The sequence below is a fragment of the Pseudomonas yamanorum genome, assembly GCF_013386765.1.
In the GTDB taxonomy this organism is placed as follows: domain Bacteria; phylum Pseudomonadota; class Gammaproteobacteria; order Pseudomonadales; family Pseudomonadaceae; genus Aquipseudomonas; species Aquipseudomonas yamanorum_A.
Genome location: NZ_JACARE010000012.1, coordinates 1 through 18,615, shown reverse-complemented (window position 1 = coordinate 18,615; position 18,615 = coordinate 1). Strand labels below are relative to the sequence as shown.

General features: G+C 61.3%; 19 protein-coding genes. 9 read left to right on the top strand and 10 right to left on the bottom strand.

The features are described from left to right. Positions 1-5: 5 nt before the first annotated feature. A complete protein-coding gene (gene arcD / locus HX875_RS08060) occupies positions 6-1,433 on the bottom strand; it encodes an arginine-ornithine antiporter (protein ID WP_177042770.1) in 1,428 nt (475 codons plus the stop codon). Between the two features lie 414 nt (positions 1,434-1,847). Between arcD (HX875_RS08060) and arcD (HX875_RS08055) the strand changes: the two genes are divergently transcribed. Both arcD (HX875_RS08055) and HX875_RS08050 read left to right on the top strand, forming a co-directional pair. Next, complete coding sequence (gene arcD / locus HX875_RS08055) at positions 1,848-3,275, top strand: arginine-ornithine antiporter (RefSeq protein WP_177042769.1); 1,428 nt, start codon at positions 1,848-1,850, stop codon at positions 3,273-3,275. A gap of 2 nt (positions 3,276-3,277) precedes the next feature. Beyond that, positions 3,278-4,141 carry a DNA-3-methyladenine glycosylase family protein gene (locus HX875_RS08050; protein WP_177042781.1) on the top strand — a complete coding sequence of 288 codons (864 nt, stop codon included), beginning with the start codon at positions 3,278-3,280 and terminating at the stop codon, positions 4,139-4,141. Between the two features lie 114 nt (positions 4,142-4,255). On the opposite strand, the gene HX875_RS08045 is transcribed toward HX875_RS08050, so the two are convergent. From HX875_RS08045 to HX875_RS08015, 7 genes are all read right to left on the bottom strand, one after another. Next, positions 4,256-5,605, bottom strand: coding sequence for a CoA transferase (locus tag HX875_RS08045; protein WP_177042768.1), 1,350 nt, complete (start codon positions 5,603-5,605; stop codon positions 4,256-4,258). A gap of 40 nt (positions 5,606-5,645) precedes the next feature. Then, on the bottom strand, positions 5,646-6,989 hold the full coding sequence (locus HX875_RS08040) for a sensor histidine kinase (RefSeq protein WP_177042767.1): 1,344 nt from the start codon (positions 6,987-6,989) through the stop codon (positions 5,646-5,648). Positions 6,990-7,054: 65 nt separating this feature from the next. Further along, positions 7,055-7,519, bottom strand: a complete 465-nt coding sequence (locus HX875_RS08035; RefSeq protein ID WP_010169894.1) for a hypothetical protein — start codon at positions 7,517-7,519, stop codon at positions 7,055-7,057. Positions 7,520-7,788: 269 nt separating this feature from the next. Then, a complete protein-coding gene (locus HX875_RS08030) occupies positions 7,789-8,466 on the bottom strand; it encodes a response regulator transcription factor (RefSeq protein ID WP_003220065.1) in 678 nt (225 codons plus the stop codon). Between the two features lie 7 nt (positions 8,467-8,473). Continuing rightward, positions 8,474-8,881, bottom strand: coding sequence for a translation initiation factor 2 (locus HX875_RS08025; protein WP_010169893.1), 408 nt, complete (start codon positions 8,879-8,881; stop codon positions 8,474-8,476). Positions 8,882-8,987: 106 nt separating this feature from the next. Next, positions 8,988-9,287, bottom strand: coding sequence for a YciI family protein (locus tag HX875_RS08020; RefSeq protein WP_010169892.1), 300 nt, complete (start codon positions 9,285-9,287; stop codon positions 8,988-8,990). A 1-nt stretch (position 9,288) separates the two neighbouring features. Then, positions 9,289-9,885, bottom strand: a complete 597-nt coding sequence (locus tag HX875_RS08015) for a septation protein A (protein WP_177042766.1) — start codon at positions 9,883-9,885, stop codon at positions 9,289-9,291. An 87-nt stretch (positions 9,886-9,972) separates the two neighbouring features. Here HX875_RS08015 and HX875_RS08010 point away from each other — a divergent pair, with 87 nt between their 5' ends. The 6 genes from HX875_RS08010 to rluB all read left to right on the top strand — a co-directional run bounded on the left by HX875_RS08010 (position 9,973) and on the right by rluB (position 14,973). Beyond that, positions 9,973-10,836: a PHP domain-containing protein gene (locus HX875_RS08010; protein WP_010169890.1), complete on the top strand. Its 864-nt coding sequence runs from the start codon at positions 9,973-9,975 to the stop codon at positions 10,834-10,836. A 13-nt stretch (positions 10,837-10,849) separates the two neighbouring features. Beyond that, entirely contained in the window at positions 10,850-11,479 is a 630-nt protein-coding gene (locus tag HX875_RS08005) for an L-threonylcarbamoyladenylate synthase (protein ID WP_003220075.1), read from the top strand. A gap of 120 nt (positions 11,480-11,599) precedes the next feature. Beyond that, a complete protein-coding gene (locus HX875_RS08000) occupies positions 11,600-12,298 on the top strand; it encodes a segregation and condensation protein A (RefSeq protein WP_177042780.1) in 699 nt (232 codons plus the stop codon). Positions 12,299-12,310: 12 nt separating this feature from the next. Continuing rightward, complete coding sequence (scpB, locus tag HX875_RS07995; protein WP_177042765.1) at positions 12,311-13,264, top strand: SMC-Scp complex subunit ScpB; 954 nt, start codon at positions 12,311-12,313, stop codon at positions 13,262-13,264. A 126-nt stretch (positions 13,265-13,390) separates the two neighbouring features. Further along, a complete protein-coding gene (locus tag HX875_RS07990; RefSeq protein ID WP_003220079.1) occupies positions 13,391-13,582 on the top strand; it encodes a DUF1289 domain-containing protein in 192 nt (63 codons plus the stop codon). A 143-nt stretch (positions 13,583-13,725) separates the two neighbouring features. Next, the gene (gene rluB / locus HX875_RS07985; RefSeq protein WP_177042764.1) at positions 13,726-14,973 is read left to right on the top strand and encodes a 23S rRNA pseudouridine(2605) synthase RluB; all 1,248 of its coding nucleotides are present in this window, start codon (positions 13,726-13,728) and stop codon (positions 14,971-14,973) included. 212 nt (positions 14,974-15,185) lie between these two features. Here rluB and HX875_RS07980 read toward each other — a convergent pair whose 3' ends face one another. Together HX875_RS07980 and HX875_RS07975 are read right to left on the bottom strand one after the other, a co-directional pair. Next, on the bottom strand, positions 15,186-16,145 hold the full coding sequence (locus HX875_RS07980; protein ID WP_177042763.1) for a leucyl aminopeptidase: 960 nt from the start codon (positions 16,143-16,145) through the stop codon (positions 15,186-15,188). 77 nt (positions 16,146-16,222) lie between these two features. Beyond that, on the bottom strand, positions 16,223-16,360 hold the full coding sequence (locus HX875_RS07975) for a hypothetical protein (RefSeq protein ID WP_003175756.1): 138 nt from the start codon (positions 16,358-16,360) through the stop codon (positions 16,223-16,225). A 525-nt stretch (positions 16,361-16,885) separates the two neighbouring features. Between HX875_RS07975 and HX875_RS07970 the strand changes: the two genes are divergently transcribed. After that, positions 16,886-18,292: an amino acid permease gene (locus tag HX875_RS07970; protein ID WP_177042762.1), complete on the top strand. Its 1,407-nt coding sequence runs from the start codon at positions 16,886-16,888 to the stop codon at positions 18,290-18,292. The last annotated feature ends 323 nt before the right edge of the window (positions 18,293-18,615 follow it).

Below are 18,615 nucleotides of genomic sequence, written 5' to 3'. Positions count from 1 at the left end.
AATAATTACAGGGTCAGGAAACCGTCGTAGAGCCCATAGGCCGCCACCAGGGCGCCAATGACTACTGCGGCGAAAATCAGTTTCTCGACATTGGTGAAAATCGGTTTGCCCAGCTCGTGCTTGGCCTTGGCGAACAGGATTGCGCCGGGGGCGTAGAGCAGGGCGGACAGCAGCAGGTACTTGGTGCCGCCGGCATAGAGCAGCCACACCGCGTAGATCAGTGCGACCGCACCGATAAACAGGTCTTTCTTGCGCTCGCGCAGGGCGTTTTCGTAGGTCTCACCGCGCACCGCCAGCAGCAGCGCATAGGCCGCCGACCACAGGTAAGGCACCAGGATCATCGAGGTGGCGAGGTAGATCAGCGACAGGTAAGTGCTGGCCGAGAACAGTGTGATCACCAGGAAAACCTGGACCATGGCGTTGGTCAGCCACAGGGCGTTGACCGGCACGTGGTTGGCGTTTTCCTTACGCAGGAACTCCGGCATGGTGTGGTCCTTGGCGGCGGCGAACATGATCTCCGCACACAGCAGCACCCACGACAGCAACGCCCCCAGCAAGGAGATGATCAAGCCGACGCTGATCAGCACCGCGCCCCAATGCCCCACCACATGCTCCAGCACGGCGGCCATCGACGGGTTCTGCAATTTGGCCAGTTCCGGCTGGGTCATGATCCCCAGGGACAGCACGTTCACCAGCATCAGGAACAGCAGCACAGTGATAAAACCAATCACGGTGGCCTTGCCCACGTCCGAGCGTTTTTCGGCACGGGACGAGAAGATGCTCGCGCCTTCGATGCCGATGAACACCCAGACGGTGACCAGCATCATGTTGCGCACCTGGTTCATCACGCTGCCCAGGTCCGGGTTTTTCACGCCCCAGATGTCAGCGGTGAAGATGTCCAGCTTGAACGCGAAGAGTGCGATCAACACGAACAGCACCAGCGGCACCACCTTGGCGACGGTGGTCACCAGGTTGATGAACGCCGCTTCCTTGATCCCGCGCAGTACCAGGAAGTGCACGGCCCACAACAACACCGATGCGCCGATCACCGCCGCCGGGGTGTTGCCTTCGCCGAAGATCGGAAAGAAGTAACCAAGGGTGCTGAACAGCAGCACGAAGTAGCCGACGTTGCCCAGCCAGGCACTGATCCAGTAACCCCAGGCGGACGAGAAACCCATGTAGTCGCCAAACCCGGCCTTGGCGTAGGCATACACCCCGCCGTCGAGGTTGGGCTTGCGATTGGCCAGGGTTTGAAACACGAAAGCGAGGGTCAACATACCGACTGCGGTAATGACCCAGCCGATCAGGACGGCGCCGACATCGGCACTTGCGGCCATGTTTTGCGGCAGTGAGAAGATCCCGCCACCAATCATTGAGCCCACGACAAGTGCGACCAGGGCACCTAATCGAAGTTTACCGGGAGATTCAGACATCGCATGACTCCAATGCAGGAGAAGAGAGACCACAGAATAAATCCGTGCGCTAATCAAACAGCTGACTCAGATCACTTCATTGGCACATTCCATTGTGAATTAATGACTTATGATGAAAGGTGCGGGCGCTCAAGTGCCCCGCAGAGGCTCGTGGTAGAGCGTTTCTGCGTTTCAAACAGCAGCTTTTCTCATTAGCATGGACCTTTGAAGCTAGCCCGTATTTCCAGATATGCAAACTTTTCCAGAGCAGTGTTATTTAAATTATAAATTCGCCTTAACGCTGTTTATTGTCATGCCTTTAAGTTATGAAGCTTGCGTCTTTATTAGCTATATCTAATAAACGCGGCGTCGGCTTAGTAAATTAGTTGAGTGCACAGTTGTTGGCTCGATTGTTGTTTTTGTTCAGGAGTGTCCATGTCCCAATCCTCGGAAAAACTGCGCCTCAACGCCTTGATCGCCCTGGTGGTGGGGTCGATGATCGGCGGCGGGATTTTCTCGTTGCCGCAGAACATGGCGGCGCGGGCTGAAGTAGGCGCGGTGTTGATCGGCTGGGGCATCACCGCCGTGGGCATGCTGACTCTCGCCTTCGTGTTCCAGACCCTGGCCAACCGCAAGCCTGAACTGGATTCCGGCGTATACGCCTACGCCAAGGCCGGGTTTGGCGACTACATGGGTTTCTCGTCCGCCTGGGGTTACTGGATCAGCGCCTGGATGGGCAACGTCGGTTACTTCGTGTTGCTATTTAGTACCCTCGGCTACTTTTTCCCGGTGTTCGGCCAGGGCAATACGCCGGTGGCGATTGGTTGCGCGTCGGTGTTGCTGTGGGCCGTGCATTTTCTGGTGATGCGCGGGATCAAGGAGGCGGCGTTCATCAACCAGATCACCACTGTGGCCAAGATCGTGCCGCTGGTGATGTTTATCGTGATCGCCGCCGTGGCGTTCAAGGCCGACATCTTTACCCGGGATATCTGGGGCCTGAGCAACCCGAACTTCGGTGGCGTGGTGGACCAGGTGCGCAACATGATGCTGGTCACGGTGTTTGTGTTTATCGGCATCGAGGGCGCCAGCGTCTACTCGGCCCGGGCCGAGAAGCGCTCCGACGTCGGCCGGGCCACGGTGATCGGTTTCCTGGGCGTGCTGGCGCTGCTGGTGTTGGTCAACCTGTTGTCGCTGGGGATCATGAGCCAGCCGGAACTGGCCAACCTGCAAAACCCATCCCTGGCCGGCGTGCTGGAGCATATTGTCGGGCCCTGGGGCGCATTGCTGATCAGCATCGGGTTGGCGGTTTCGCTGCTGGGCGCGCTGCTGTCGTGGGCCTTGCTCTGCGCCGAAATCCTCTACGCCACCGCCCATGACAAGACCATGCCCGCGTTCCTGAAAAAGGAAAACGTCAATCAGGTGCCGGTCAATGCGTTGTGGCTGACCAATGTGATGATCCAGCTGTTCCTGGTGATCACGCTGTTTTCGGCAAGCACCTACACCACCCTGATCTACCTGGCGTCGTCGATGATCCTGGTGCCCTACCTGTGGTCGGCGGCTTATGCCGTGTTGTTGAGCGGACGCGGCGAAACCTACGAAGGCGCCCATGGCGAACGCATGAAGGACTTGCTGGTAGGCCTGGTTGCCCTGGCTTACGCGGTGTGGCTGCTTTACGCCGGAGGTTTGAAGTACCTGCTGTTGTCGGCGCTGCTGTATGCGCCCGGGGTGATTCTGTTTGCCCTGGCCAAGCGCGAGCAGGGCCAGCCCTTGTTTACCCACCTGGAAAAAGGCATTTTCGCCTGCGTGATCGCCGGGGCGAGCCTGGCGGCGTATGGGTTGTACAGCGGGGTGTTGTCGTTGTGAGGATTCAGCTGGCGTATCAGGCGCCGTATGACTGGACGGCGATGCTGGGTTTTTTGTCAGCCCGGGCCATCAGCGGGTTGGAGACCGTGGACGACGGCGTGTACTCGCGCAGTATCAGTGTCGACGGTCAGCAGGGTTGGCTCAGTGTGTCGCCGGGTGCCGGGGATTGGCTTGAGGTAACGGTGGGTTTTCCCGACCCGGCTGCGTTGCCGCAGATTGAGCGGCGGTTGCGGGACATGTTTGACCTGTCGGCCGATCCACAGGTGATCAACCGGCAACTGGCGACGGATCCCTTGATGGCGCGGTTGGTGGCGGCACGTCCCGGCCTGCGGGTACCGGGAACCTGGGACGGGTTGGAGTTGGCGATTCGTGCGGTGTTGGGTCAGCAGATCACCGTGGTGGCAGCGATCAAGCTGGCGGGCAAGTTGGTGGCGCGGTACGGCACGCCGTTGGTCACGCCCCATACCGGTGTGACCCATGTGTTTCCCGCCGCCGATGTGTTGGCGGCGGCGGACCTGGCGAGCCTGGGCATGCCGAAAAGTCGCGGGTGTACCTTGTCGGTGGTGGCCCAGGCGTTGCTGGACGACCCGCAGGTGTTCCAGCCGAAGGCAAGTTTGAAGGAGGGGGTGGCGCGGCTGGTGGCATTGCCGGGGATCGGTGACTGGACGGCGCAGTACATCGCCATGCGCCAGATGCGTGAGCAGGATGCGTTTGCTTCGGGGGATATCGGGTTGATCAATGCGTTGGCGGCGCTGGAGGGCGGGCCGGTAAGCCCGCGCCAGTTGCTGGCGCGGGCTGAGGCCTGGCGACCGCTCAGGGCATATGCGGCGCAGCATTTGTGGACATCATTGAACCGGGCAGACTGATGCTGCATACCTGTGGCGAGGGAGCTTGCTCCCGCTGGGGCGCGAAGCGGCCCTAAAAACAGGGCCTGCTGCGCAGTCCAGCGGGAGCAAGCTCCCTCGCCACAGGGGCTGCACTCACCACTGAGGGCGATGTGAGCCCAACTCCACAGCCGGCAAATCCCACTGCAACGGTGTGCCGCTGATGGTCACCGGGGGCAGTAATCGATGGGCCGGGCCCCAGGCGGTTTGCTCCACCACCAGGCCCTGGTCACTCGGTTCTTCGCCCCGCAATGGCGGTTGTTCCTGAACTTGTCCGGCGTCCACCAGCAGTTTCGCCGTGCGCGCCAGCGACAGCAGCGCCGAACCGCCGCGCCCGGATTTCAAGCGTTCGCTCAAGGCCTGGATCGCACCGGCCGCCATCAAATACCCGGTGGCGTGGTCCAGGGCCTGCAACGGCAGCGGCACTGGTTTGTCGGCCTTTTTCCACTGCCGGCCCGCCTCGGCAATCCCGGTGCTCATCTGCACCAGGCTGTCGAAGCCCCGGCGATTGCGCCATGGGCCGCTCCAGCCATAGGCATTGAGGCTGGCGTCGATCAGGCCGGGCGCGAGGGCTTGCAGCGCAGCCTCGCCGTAGCCCAGTTGCTCCAGCGCATCGGCGCGGTAGCCGTGCAGCAGAATGTCGGTGTCCTTGAGCAGGCTTTCGAAGATTTGCCGGTCATCGGCGTTTTTCAGGTCCAGGCGGGCACAGCGTTTGCCCAGGGTCATTTCCGGCACTACGCCGGGTTCGTTCCAGTCCGGGGCGTCGATGCGCAGTACGTCGGCCCCAAGCCCGGCGAGAAAACGGCTGGCGGTAGGGCCGGCCAACACGCGGGTCAGGTCCAGCACCTTGATGCCCGCCAAGGGCCGCGCCACCGAGCCCCGCCAGGGTTTGTCGCTGAGGGCAGCGAAGGTGTGGCGATGCACCAGCGGTTCCTGGTTGACCGCCAAACCTTGAGGATGAGCTTGCCAGTCTTGCCACGAACGCATCTGTGCCGCGCAGCCGTTCGCCTCGACAATCGCTTGTTCCAGCTCGGCAGCGTTCCATTGCGCAACCTTCGCGGCCATCGCCTCACGGTCAGCGGCCTGCCCGAGTACGCGTTCGGCGGCGGCGCGATGGTGCGGTGCGTTGGTGTGCAGGCGAATCCAGCCGTCGGCGCAGGCGTAGTCGCCGGCAATCGGGTCCCACAGCGGCGGTGTGGTCCAGCCATCGGGACGCAGGGACGAGGAAAACCAGAATGAGGCGAGGCGTCGATCGACGGTCACCGCGGGTAAGCGCCCGGTTTGCTGCAACAGCAACCGGGCAACCGCCTGGCCGGCTGCGCCGATGCTGGCGCTGGCCAGGTCGGTGACGGCGAAGGTCGAGGGCAGGGCGCCGGCCTCGGTGAAGGCCAGCGCGGTGACGGGTAAGTCGAGTGCTTCCTGGATGGGAGTGAGCAGATCAGTCATCAAAGGCCCTCCTTATGAGAAGGACCATCATAGAAGATCATCAGGGTTGAATGACAACCCCGGGTTCCAACGGCAACTCCACGCTGGCGATAAAGCCGCCGCCTGGATGATTGGCCAGGATCAGGCTGCCGCCATGGCGCTCTGCCGCGCGCCGGGCGATGGCCAGGCCCAGGCCGTGGCCTTGGGCGGTTTGCCCCGGGGCGCGGTAAAACGGCTCGCCCAGTTGGCTGAGGTGCTCGGCGTCGACGCCGGGGCCGTGGTCGCGCACGCTGATCACAATGCGTTCGCCCTGGCGTTTGGCGTCCATTTCAATCGGCTGGCCGGGCGGGTTGAAGCGCTGGGCATTGCGCAGCAGGTTGTCCACCGCGCGTTCGATCATGGTCGGCCAGCCCTTGAGGTGCAGACCGGCTTCGGCATCGAGCTGCACGGGTTGGTCCGGCGCGCTGAGCAGGGCGTCTTTTTGCAGGGTCCTGAGCAACGGATTGAGGTCGATGTCTTCGGCGCTGGCGTTGTCGGCGTCCACCCGGGCGAGTACCAGGATTTCGCTGATCAGTGCTTCCAGGCGGTCGCATTCACGGGTCAGGCGTGGCCAGAGTTTCTCCCGTGCCTCGGGCGTGGCCCGTTCCGCCAGGGCCAGGGCGATCCGCAGGCGGGCCAGGGGCGAGCGCAGTTCGTGGGACACGTCCCGCAGCAATTGGCGCTGGCTGCCGATCAGGCTTTGCAGGCGGGCGCCCATGCGGTTGAAGTCGGTGGCGAGCACGCCGAATTCGTCGCGACGGTTGGCCAGTCGCGCCAGGCTGTTTTGCTGGTAGGTGGTTTGGCCCAGGTCGTGCACCGCGCCGCGCAGGCGGCTGAGGGGACGGGTGATAGACAGCGTCACCAGCAGGCTGAACAGGGTCAGCACCACCAGCGCAATCGCCAGGGCACTCAGCGGCCAGAGCAGGCTGCTGCGGTGCCAGGCGTCCAGTTCCGGGTGAGGGATGCGGTAGATCAGCAGGTAGGTGTCGCCGGTTTTTTCGCTGGTGTATTCGGCGGTCAGGCGGCGCCAGGGCAGGTGGCGGTCCTGGCTGTCGTTTTGCCGGGCCTCGAGGGCGGCGGCCCGGCGCGGGAAGGTGCCGCGCACCACGGGCTCGCCGCTTTCGTTAAGCACTTGCACGTCGATGTGATACTGGCGCTTGCGCTGTTGCAACAAGTCCTGGGCGGCGTCCTCGCCCTGAGCCTCATAGAGCTGCGTCCATTCCTGCGCGAGGTTATTGAGCCCGGGGTGGCGGCTGAGAATCCAGGCGTCCTGGTTGAGCATATGCCCAAGCAGGATCGACAACCCGGCAACCAGGGCGATGGCCAGCCAGAAGCTGGCAAGGACGCGCCAGAACAATGAACGCACAAGAAATCCTCAAACAGGAAAAGCCCAGCGGCGGTGGCCACTGGGCTGGGAGTGAAGCTAGATCATTATTGCGCTTTTTGCGGCTGCTGGGCTTTCCAGGCCTGGAATTCCTTCCACTCGGCGCGGCGCTCGGCTTGTTTCTTCACGATCTCGTCGAATTTCTTCTGTTGATCGGGTTTCAGCACGGCACGGATGTCGGCCTGGGTTTTCTGTTTGCCGGCGGCCATTTCGTCTTGCATGGCTTTCTGGTCAGCAGCCGGGAGTTTATCCAGGTACTTCTTGACCAGCTCTTTGCGAGCGTGCCATTGCTGGCCCATCAATTTGCCGATCTGCTGGCGCTGTTCATGGGTCAGATCAAGCTGGCTGAAAGGGCCACCTTTGCCCCGCATGCCGTGTTCGCCGCCGTGGCCTGGGCCACCCATCATGTGGCCTTCAGGGCCGCCCATCGGGCCTGGGCCTTCTGGGGCCGCGGCCATGGCAACGGTTGGCAGGGCAGCAGCGAACATCAGAGCGATAAGGGTCTTGCGCATGGTGATTCTCCTGTCTCTATTCCGGTGAGTCCGGATGTGAGTAGATTACGGAGATCAAGGTCAGCGGCAGTCAGGGTAGGGTAAAGCTTGGGTAAAGAGGATTTTGGGCGGGGCTGACAAAACTATCCCGGCAGGGGAGATCATGTGTGGGAGCTGTCGAGCCTTGGCGAGGCTGCGATGCAGGCACCGCGGTCTCTCCGTTGCACCGAGGTGATGCCATCGCAGCCTCGCCAAGGCTCGACAGCTCCCACAGGGGACAGGTGTTGTGCTTAGAGGCTGTAGTAATAGCCGCGGCTACGCAGCGCCACGATCCGTGGCCGGCCATCGGGGTGCGGGCCGATCTTCTTGCGCAGGTTGCTGACGTGCATGTCCAGGCTGCGGTCATACAGGGTCAGCTTGCGGCCCAGGGCGATTTGCGCCAGTTCCTGCTTGTCCAGCGGTTCGCCCGGCTGGCGCAGCAAGGCTTCCAGCAGGCGGCTCTCGGACACGGTCAGGGCAAATTCCTGCTCATCGATAGTGACCACGCCACGCACCGGGCTGAAGCACAGGTCGCCCAGTTCCAGCTGGGTAGATACGGCGGCCGGGTGACTGCGGCGCAGCACGGCGCGCAAGCGGGCAGTCAGTTCGCGAGGGTCACAGGGTTTGGCCAGGTAGTCGTCGGCGCCCAGTTCCAGGCCGAGGATCCGGTCCAGGGGTTCACCCCGGGCCGAGAGCATCAGCACCGGCAGCTCCGGGTGGTCGCTGCGCAATTGCTTGAGCAGCTCCAGGCCGCTGCCGTCGGGCAGCATCACGTCGAGCACCACCGCCGCCGGGGCGGCTTCGGCCAAAGCCTTGCGTGCGCTCAAACCGTCATGGCAGGCGCGCACCTGGAAACCTTCCTGGCTCAGCCAACTGGTCAGCAGCTCACAGAGCTCCTGGTCATCATCTATCAGTAACAGCTCGCTCATGACTCACTCAATTTAGCCATTGTCGACGGCGCCGGTGCCCGCCACTGGCGAAGATCCCGCACAACAGGGCGATCAGCGCGACTGCCCCGCCGGTCACGAACCATTGCTGTTGTTCGGTAAGCCAGCGTGGCAAGGCACTGCCCTGTGCTTCTTTGAGTTGCTGGGCCAGGCGTTGGTTCTCCTGGCGCAGTTTACTCAGTTGGGTACTTTCCCGGGTGGCGTCAGCACTTTGCAATTGCTTGCTCAGTTCTTCCCGCTGCCGTTCGCTTTCTTTCAAACGTTGCTGCAAATCGGTGATCTGGCTGCCGGCACTCAAGGACAGGGGCGTGGAACTGCCGGTGTTCGAGGTTTCTTCAGCGTGGGCCGTAGCCCCGATCATTAACACTGCCAACAGACACAACTGACGTAAGCGCATCGGAACTCCTGATTCCACACGAATATTCAGAACGTTGTCGGCAGGTTACCGGGAATAATGAGCGTTTAGGAGTGCGCTGAAGCCAATTGGTTCAGCGCGCAACGAATCAAGGCAGGACTTGCTTGAACGGCTTGACCAGCACTTGGGCGTACACGCCGGCGGCCACATACGGATCAGCGTCGGCCCAGGCTTGTGCCGCCGCGAGGGATGCGAACTCGACGACCACCAGGCTACCGGTGAAACCGGCGTCTCCCGGGTCGTTGCTGTCGACCGCAGGATGCGGGCCGGCCAGTACCAGGCGGCCTTCGGCCTGCAGCTGTTTCAGGCGCTCGAGGTGGGCCGGGCGCACCGACAGGCGTTTTTCCAGGGAATTGGCGACGTCGGTAGAAATGATGGCGTAGAGCATGTCAGTCCTCGGTTTTCGGCGTGGTGGGGTCGGTGTCATGCAGGTGGCGCGACAGGTAGATACCCTGGCCGACCAGGAACAGCACGGTCATGCCCAGGCTGCCGAACACCTTGAAGTCCACCCAGTAGCTCTGGAAGGTAAAGGCCACGAACAGGTTGGCGGCGCCGCAGAACAGGAAAAACACGATCCAGGCGATGTTCAGGCGGGTCCAGACTGGCTCCGGCAACGTCAGCGCGTGGCCCATGATCCGCTTGATCAGCAGGCGGTCACCGATGAAGTGGCTGCCGATAAAGGCCAGGGCGAACAGCCAGTTGACCACCGGGGCTTTCCATTTAAGGAAGGTTTCGCTGTGGAAGGCCAGGGTCAGGCTGCCGAACACGAGGCAGGCGATCAGGGTCAGCCATTGGCTTTTTTCCAGCTTGCGCTGGGAGATGAAGAGAGCGCCGTAGACCACCACGGAGCTGATGATCAGCACCGCCGTGGCGCTATAGATGCCACCGACTGTCAGCTCGTGGCCGGCAATATCGATAACGCGAGGGTCGATTTTGTAAACGATGAAAAACAGCAACAGCGGGATGAAGTCGATGAATTGTTTCACAGTAAGAGCCAGAAGCTGGATGTGGCGGCATAATAACAAACATCCTTGGTAGCGAAAGCGCCAGCTGACTTGAGGTTACACACTCCCGTGAATGTTGATTTGCACTGCCATAGCACAGCCTCCGACGGCGCACTGGCGCCCGCGGTCCTGGTTGCGCGTGCGTTTGAAAAAGGCGTGCGAGTCCTGTCGTTGACCGACCACGACACCCTCGAAGGCCTGGCAGAAGCCCGTGAAACGGCGAATGCGCTGGGTATGCAACTGGTCAACGGGGTTGAATTGTCCTGCACCTGGGGCGGCGCAACCATTCATGTATTGGGCTACGGTTTCGACGTCAACGCGCCGCCGTTGGTGGCGGCCATCGCCCAATTGCACGATGGCCGCTGGCTGCGGTCCGAAGAAATAAGCCGCAAGCTGGCCTTGAAGGGCATGCCCAACGGCCTGGAAGGCGCCCGCGCCATCCAGCAGGAACTGGGCGACAGCGGCAACGCCCCGGCCCGTCCGCACTTTGCCGACTGGATGGTGCGTGAAGGGTTTGTAAAGGATCGCGCCGAAGCATTCCGCAAATGGCTGGGCGCCGGCAAGCTGGGAGACGTCAAGCAACACTGGCCGACCCTGGAAGACACCGTTGGCACGTTGCGGGCAGCGGGCGCGTGGGTCAGCCTGGCGCATCCCTGGCATTACGATTTCACCCGCAGCAAGCGCCGCAAGCTGATTGGCGACTATATTCAAGCGGGCGGCCACGCAATCGAAGTGGTCAACGGGCATCAACCCGCCGAACAGGTGGGCAGCCTGGCGATTCTTGCCCGCGAATTTGGTCTGCTGGTCAGCGCCGGCAGTGATTTTCATGGCCCTGGCGGCTGGTCCGAGATTGGCGAATACCGCGCAGTCCCGGAAGATTTGCCGCCCCTTTGGTGTCGCTTCAAACATGACCCCATTATTGCCACCGTCTGAACAGGTAGAACACGTGAGTCAATTCTTCCAGATTCATCCGGAAAACCCGCAAGCGCGCCTGATCAAACAGGCCGTGGAGATCATCCGCGCCGGTGGCGTGGTGATCTATCCCACGGATTCTTCCTACGCTATCGGTTGCCAGATCGGCGACAAGAATGCGGTCGAGCGCGTAAGACGCCTGCGTGACCTGGACAAGAACCACAACTTCGCGCTGATTTGCAGCGACCTGTCCCAACTGGGGCTGTTCGCCAAGGTCGACACCGGCACCTTCCGCCTGCTCAAGGCCCACACGCCGGGGCCCTACACCTTCATTCTCAACGCCACCCGCGAAGTGCCGCGTCTGCTGTTGCACCCGAAGAAGCGCACCATCGGCCTGCGGGTGCCGGAACACCCGATCGCCCTGGCGTTGCTGGCCGAACTTGGTGAGCCACTGATGAGCGTGTCGCTGATCCTGCCGGGTGAAGAAGAGCCGCTGTACGACCCTTACGAAATGCGCCGCCTGCTGGAAAAACACGTCGACCTGATCATCGACGGCGGCTACGGCGGCAACAAGGCTTCCACCGTGATCAACTTGGCCGACGGCGAGCCGGAAGTGGTGCGTGTGGGTTGCGGCGACCCGGCACCGTTCATGGTCGAGGCCTGAATGTCGGCCGTGGAAACCGTCGACAGCCAGGCGGGCGCCCAGCAGGAACTGCCATTTGCCATGGTCTACGGCCAGGCCGTCATGGAAATGCCGCTGGACCTGTACATCCCGCCGGACGCCCTGGAAGTCTTCCTCGAAGCCTTCGAAGGCCCGCTGGACTTGCTGCTGTACCTGATCCGCAAGCAGAACATCAACATCCTCGACATCCCGGTGGCGGAAATCACCCGCCAGTACATGGGTTATGTCGAGTTGATGCAGACGGTACGCCTGGAGCTGGCCGCCGAATACCTGGTGATGGCCGCGATGCTCGCGGAGATCAAATCGCGCATGCTGCTGCCGCGCTCGGAAACCATCGAGGCGGAAGAGGACGACCCGCGCGCCGAACTGATCCGTCGCCTGCAGGAATACGAGCGCTTCAAGGCCGCGGCCGAAGGCATCGACGGCCTGAGCCGGGTGGGCCGCGACGTGGTGGTGCCCAAGCTCGACGCCCCGGAAGCCCGGGCGCGCAAGCTGTTGCCGGATGTGAGCCTGGAAGAATTGCTGATGTCCATGGCCGAGGTGCTGCGCCGTGGCGACATGTTTGAAAGCCACCAGGTCAGCCGCGAAGCGCTGTCCACCCGTGAGCGCATGAGTGATGTGCTCGACCGCCTCAAAGGCGGCGGGTTTGTGCCTTTTGCCGAACTGTTTACCAAAGAAGAAGGGCGCCTGGGGGTGGTGGTGACCTTTATGGCGATCCTTGAACTGGTCAAGGAATCCTTGGTCGAGCTGGTCCAGAATGAGCCTTTTGCGGCTATCCACGTGCGGGCGCGAGCCGAATAAAGAGCTGAATCGATGAATCTGACTGAACCCCGCGAACTGGCCCCGCTGCTGGAGGCCTTTCTCCTGGCCTCGGGCAAGCCGCAATCTTTGGAACGCCTGTTCGAACTGTTTGAAGAAGCCGAACGCCCTGAGCCGCCGGTGTTCAAGAAGGCCCTGGAGATTCTGCGAAAGTCCTGCGACGGCCGTGCCTTCGAGCTGCGGGAAGTGGCGTCCGGGTATCGCCTGCAAATCCGCGAGAAGTTCTCGCCGTGGGTCGGCCGCCTGTGGGAAGAACGCCCGCAGCGCTATTCCCGGGCGATGCTGGAGACCATGGCACTGATCGCCTATCGCCAGCCGATCACCCGGGGCGAGATCGAAGACGTGCGGGGCGTGGCGGTCAACAGTCATATCGTCAAGACGCTGCTGGAGCGCGAGTGGATCAGGATCGTTGGCTATCGGGACGTGCCCGGCAAGCCGGCGATGTTCGCCACCACCAAGGTGTTCCTTGACCACTTCAACCTGAAAAACCTCGACGATTTGCCGCCGTTGGCTGAGTTGCGGGAGATGGAGCCGGACCCGGTTCTGGACTTCGACGACGCGCCCGTGCCCGCCGGTTTGCAGGAACTGGCCGACGCCAGCGCCGAGCCGGAAGAGCCGAAGGACGAAACCAGTTTCCATACGCTGTTGCTGGAACTGGACGACATGGAGCAGGGCATCAAGACCGACTTTGACGATTTGCTGCGTGATGGTGCGGTCAGCGATGGGGAGCCGGCGCCCGTGCTGCAACTGAACGATGAGGTTGAGGCGCCAGTCGAAGTTGAGCCGGAGCCTGAACCCGAAGAAGACATTCTCGGCGTAGCAGAAGCCCGCGCCAAACTGCTGGCTGCTGTTGCAGCCCTTGAACAACCGCCGCTGAGCGACGAAGAAGACGAAGCCCGGGCCCTGGCCGAAGCCATCGAAAACGAACGCCGCCAATTCGAAGACTGACGCCGCTTCAAAATGTGGGAGCTGGCTTGCCTGCGATGCAGGCGCCCCGGTCTTTCTGCTACACCGAGGTGATGCCATCGCAGGCAAGCCAGCTCCCACAGAAAACCAGTGCCTGGGAGGATTTCAATGAGCTCCACCAAAGACCCCTGCATCAGCATCTGCAAGTTCACTGACGACATCTGCGTGGGTTGCGGGCGTAGCAAGCGTGAGATCCGCGCCTGGAAGAAACTCGACAAGGTCGACAAGCGCACGGTGCTGGCCGAGGCCGAGCTGCGCCTTCTTGCACTGGGTGCCACCGGTCGGCGGAAAGGCAAATGAACCTGCAGTTATCGGCTAGTCTCTGATGCGCAACGCGCGCCATGAGCGTATGATTCGCGACCCTTTGGCGATGCGTTCGCCAAACGCCCAGCTTTTACTATCTTCAGGCCAAGCCTGAATCGACACACCGGGAGGTGCTTAAGATGAGTGACCAAGACCAGAACGACAGCCAGGAAATCGGCCCCGCAGGCGAAAAACTGCAGAAAGTCCTCGCCCGTATCGGCGTAGGCTCGCGCCGCGACGTAGAAGCCTGGATCACCCAGAAGCGCATCAAGGTCAATGGCGTTGAAGCCACCCTTGGCCAGCGCGTCGACCTGCACGATGCCATCACCATTGATGGCAAGGTCATCAAGCGTGAAGAGGCCGCCGAATCGGTGCGCCGCGTCATCATGTACAACAAGCCCGATGGCGAAATCTGCACCCGTGACGACCCGGAAGGCCGTCCCACCGTATTCGACAAGATGCCGCGCCCTAAAGAAGGCCGCTGGATCAACATCGGTCGTCTCGACATCAACACCACCGGCTTGCTGATGTTCACCACCGACGGTGAGCTGGCCAACCGCCTGATGCACCCTTCCTACGAGATGGACCGTGAATACGCGGTACGTGTGCGTGGCGAAGTCGATGACGAAATGATCGAGCGCCTTAAAGCCGGCGTCGTGCTGGAAGACGGCCCGGCCAAGTTCACCGACATCAAGCAGGCGCCGGGCGGCGAAGGCTTCAACCATTGGTACCACTGCGTGGTGATGGAAGGCCGTAACCGTGAAGTGCGTCGCCTGTGGGAATCCCAGGGCCTGGTGGTCAGCCGCCTGAAGCGCGTGCGTTTCGGCCCGGTGTTCCTCAACTCCGACCTGCCGATGGGCCGCTGGCGCGAAATGAGCCAGTACGAAGTCGACATCCTGAGCGCTGAAGTCGGCCTGACCCCAGTGGCCATGCCGCAGATGAACGCCAAGAGCAAAGACAAGCTTGAGCGTATGCAGCGTAAATCGTCGCGCCCTGTAGCGCGTACCGACCGTGTTGCCCGCACCCTGCGCCCGGCGCTGGATGCACCGGCCACTGGTGGTCGCATCTCCCGCGAGCCGCACATCGAAGGCGAGCGTCGTCCTTCGGCACCGGCTCGTCAGGATGGCGAACGTGCTCCGCGCGCGCCGCGTCCAGCCGGTCGTGGTGATGCACCTGCAGGCGGTCGCGGTAACCGTGGCGAGTCCGGCCGTGGTGCTCCGGCTAGCGGCCGTGCCGACGACAACGCCAGCACCAAACGCCCAGCCAAGCCAGCGCCGAAAAAGCGCCCGGGCCTGAAACTGGTCGATGACGCGCCATCGGGCAAGCGTCGTGGTGCACCGGCCGGTTCCGGCCAGCGTCCAGGTTTTGGTCGCAAGAAGCCGCAGTGATTCGTTAAGCGCTGCATAAAAAAACGCCAACCTCAGGGTTGGCGTTTTTTTTTGGTCTGGATTTGGAGTGCACTCTACAAAGCAAACCTGCTTTCCTGTGGGAGCTGGCTTGCCTGCGATGGCATCACCTCGGTATTGCCGGTGGACCGAGTTGCCCGCATCGCAGGCAAGCCAGCTCCCACATTTGATCTCCATTTGTTTTGACGGCCGTGTCAGAACATGAAGGCCCCATCAAATACCGGCTTGTCATCCAGCGCCAACACGCCGCTGGCGAAGATCAGGTCCAGATGATGGCTGCCTTTCTGCCCGCCACCCAGGCCCAGGTGCAGCCCGCAGTGGCGCTCTTCAAAGCCGGCATTGCGCGCATACAAGTCCTTCACGCCTTCATTGGTGCCGATGCCCAGTTCCTCTACCCGGCGGTTGGACGGGTTGGCATTCAGGTATTTGTTGAAGTCGTCCGCCAGCCCCGGTACTTCGCTGGCGACGGTGCAGATGGTCGAGTTCTCGATCCACAGTTCCAGCGGGGATTGCAGCACGCCGTATTTACGCGCAAAGGGGATGGTGCTGAGGAAGGTGCCGACAAACCGCACCTGGCCGTTGATGGCCTCGCTGTGGGTGGCGATCTCGCCGGGCGCCAGGTCGTGGTTGCCGACGCCGTTGATATTGGTCCACTTCTTGATGCTGCTCATGGGCGCTTCAAGGCGCGAGCCATGCTGGTCGGTGAAGCTCAGCACGCTGGCCTGGGACATGCGCCGGATCAACGTGGCGTTGAGGTCGGCAATCCGCTGGGGGGCGACGCTGAAGGTGTCGTAGAAATAATCGCCGTAGTCCTTGAGCAGCAGGGATTTTTTCCAGTGCTCAGCCATCACGCCTTGCAGGGCGCGGATAAAGTCCGGGCCTTCGGCGCGTGGGTTGGGCAAGGTCGAGGAATCGTAGAGAAACATGTACAGGTCGCAGTCTTCGATGGCCTTGGCCAGCACTTCGCTGGGGGCCTGGTCCAGGCGTTGTACCTGGAAGTCGAAACGCGCGGCGCTGCCCTGGATGATCGATTGGGCGATGGCGTCGTAGCGTTCGGTATGGCCGAGCAGAATGGTAGGGCGGTGCAGGCCGGCGAGGGCCGGGTGATGGGCGAGGTAATACAGAAAATGTTCGACGGCGCGGGCCTTGTCCATGACGTCCTTCCTTCAAAGCCTTCGGTAGGAGCAGTGGCAGGTGCGGCGTCCCGCGCCTGCCGGGGTGCCTGATCAGATTAGAAAGGCCACATCGCGGTGCCAAATGGCACGACGGCATCGGCTTGCATCATTTCAACGGCGGCCTCGTGGGTCGGCGCTTCAAACCAATCGTCGAGTTGCAGTTCGGTTTCCAGGTCGTTTTCCAGTGCTTGCATGGTGAATCTCCTAGATGACGTTGTTTGAGAACGAGCTTGCCAGCGGGCTGCGCTGGGCAAGTGGATGAACCTAGAAGAGTGTGTTTGGGAATGCAAAATTTTTATTGACACGGTTTCATTTGGATTTTTTATTCCGTTTTGATGGCTATTTGGTTTATGTCGATGAAACAGGCAGTTGGCTGTGTGTTTTTGTAGGAAGTGGCCTGTCGTCAATTTCTCTATATCTGAAAGAATTTTCCCAATGTCCCTGCTATCTGCCGCACAGCATCCTGTCGGCCCAGACAGGTTTGGCGGTGTACAATGCGCCGCGTTTTACTGTGATCCCACTCTTTCAGGGCTATCCGCCTTGTTCATTCCGCCAGGCCACAAGCCCGTCGGGTTCGATTTCGTCACAGATAAAAACAACAGGTGACGTATGACCGTAAGAAAAAACGCTGGACCGGGGTTTGATCGGCGCTGCTGTAGCCCGTTACCAAAGCAGCACCCCTCCATGAGCACCATCAAACCTTGCGTGAGACCCTTTCCATGAGTGAAGCCAACTCGCATTCAGGCGAACTGAAGCGCGGCCTGAAAAATCGCCATATTCAACTGATCGCCCTCGGTGGAGCGATTGGCACCGGGTTGTTCCTGGGTTCGGCCGGCGTGCTGAAATCCGCCGGGCCGTCGATGATCCTCGGCTATGCCATCTGCGGCTTTATCGCCTTCATGATCATGCGCCAGCTGGGCGAGATGATCGTCGAAGAGCCGGTGGCCGGGTCCTTCAGCCACTTTGCCCACAAGTACTGGGGCGGTTTCGCCGGCTTCCTGTCGGGCTGGAACTGCTGGATTTTGTACATTCTGGTGGGCATGTCGGAGCTGACGGCCGTCGGAAAATACGTGCACTACTGGTGGCCCGAGATCCCGACCTGGGTGTCGGCGGCGGCCTTTTTCGTGCTGATCAATGTGATCAACCTGTCTAACGTCAAGGTCTTCGGTGAGGCCGAGTTCTGGTTTGCGATCATCAAGGTGGTCGCCATCGTCGGGATGATCGCCCTGGGCAGTTACCTGCTGGTGAGCGGCACCGGCGGGCCACAAGCCTCGGTGAGCAACCTGTGGGAACACGGTGGGTTCTTCCCTCATGGTGTCGGTGGGTTGGTGATGGCCATGGCGATCATCATGTTCTCGTTTGGCGGCCTGGAGATGCTCGGGTTTACCGCGGCTGAGGCGGACAAGCCACGCACGGTGATTCCGAAGGCGATTAACCAGGTGATCTATCGGATTCTGATTTTCTACATTGGTGCGTTGGTGGTGCTGTTGTCGTTGACGCCTTGGGACAGCCTGCTGGAAACCCTGAATGCTTCTGGTGATGCGTATAGCGGCAGTCCGTTTGTGCAGGTGTTTTCGATGCTGGGCAGTAATACGGCGGCGCACATTCTCAACTTTGTGGTGCTGACGGCGGCGTTGTCGGTCTACAACAGTGGCACTTACTGCAACAGCCGCATGCTGTTGGGCATGGCCGAGCAGGGGGATGCGCCTCGGGTGTTGGCGAAGATCGACAAGCGCGGGGTGCCGGTGCGGTCGATCCTGGCGTCAGCGGCGATTACGCTGGTGGCGGTGTTGATGAATTATCTGATTCCCCAGCATGCGCTGGAGTTGCTGATGTCGCTGGTGGTGGCGACCCTGGTGATCAACTGGGCGATGATCAGCTTTTCGCATTTCAAGTTTCGCCAGCATATGGATCGGACGGGGCAGGTGCCGTTGTTCAAGGCGCTTTGGTATCCGTATGGGAATTACGTTTGCCTGGCGTTTGTGGTGTTTATCCTTGGGGTTATGTTGTTGATTCCGGGGATTCAGGTGTCGGTGTATGCGATTCCGGTTTGGGTGGTGTTTATGTGGGTTTGCTACGGCATCAAGAATAAGCGCAAGGCTCGGGGCGCGGTGGTGTTGAGTTGATGGTGTACATATCCGTTGCTGCGGTAACGGCCGCCTATGGTTCCGCTCTTACAGCGGGTCACTTTTGGCAAACGCCCGGAATGCCGGCCCAGCCAAAAGTAACCAAAAGGTCTTTGCCCCACCACTCGGTGCCTCGCTTAGGCTCGGCATGCCCGCACTCCGGCCCGGTTCCGCGGGCCGCCGCGACGGGCCATCCATGGCCCGGCGCGGCTAAATCGGCATCCCTGCCGATTTACCCGCTCCACCGTGCCTACTTGCGGCCATCGTGGTTAACGGGGCCCGCAGATCAAGATCAAAAGCAGAGCAAGAGCACGGCGGCCTGA

Coding starts and splice junctions, on each gene's coding strand:
- arcD (WP_177042770.1), bottom strand. CDS start 1,433: ATGTCTGAATCTCCCGGTAAACTTCGATTAGGTGCCCTGGTCGCACTT.
- arcD (WP_177042769.1), top strand. CDS start 1,848: ATGTCCCAATCCTCGGAAAAACTGCGCCTCAACGCCTTGATCGCCCTG.
- HX875_RS08045 (WP_177042768.1), bottom strand. CDS start 5,605: ATGACTGATCTGCTCACTCCCATCCAGGAAGCACTCGACTTACCCGTC.
- HX875_RS08035 (WP_010169894.1), bottom strand. CDS start 7,519: ATGCGCAAGACCCTTATCGCTCTGATGTTCGCTGCTGCCCTGCCAACC.
- HX875_RS08030 (WP_003220065.1), bottom strand. CDS start 8,466: ATGAGCGAGCTGTTACTGATAGATGATGACCAGGAGCTCTGTGAGCTG.
- HX875_RS08025 (WP_010169893.1), bottom strand. CDS start 8,881: ATGCGCTTACGTCAGTTGTGTCTGTTGGCAGTGTTAATGATCGGGGCT.
- HX875_RS08020 (WP_010169892.1), bottom strand. CDS start 9,287: ATGCTCTACGCCATCATTTCTACCGACGTCGCCAATTCCCTGGAAAAA.
- scpB (WP_177042765.1), top strand. CDS start 12,311: ATGAATCTGACTGAACCCCGCGAACTGGCCCCGCTGCTGGAGGCCTTT.
- HX875_RS07990 (WP_003220079.1), top strand. CDS start 13,391: ATGAGCTCCACCAAAGACCCCTGCATCAGCATCTGCAAGTTCACTGAC.
- rluB (WP_177042764.1), top strand. CDS start 13,726: ATGAGTGACCAAGACCAGAACGACAGCCAGGAAATCGGCCCCGCAGGC.
- HX875_RS07980 (WP_177042763.1), bottom strand. CDS start 16,145: ATGGACAAGGCCCGCGCCGTCGAACATTTTCTGTATTACCTCGCCCAT.
- HX875_RS07975 (WP_003175756.1), bottom strand. CDS start 16,360: ATGCAAGCACTGGAAAACGACCTGGAAACCGAACTGCAACTCGACGAT.
- HX875_RS07970 (WP_177042762.1), top strand. CDS start 16,886: ATGAGTGAAGCCAACTCGCATTCAGGCGAACTGAAGCGCGGCCTGAAA.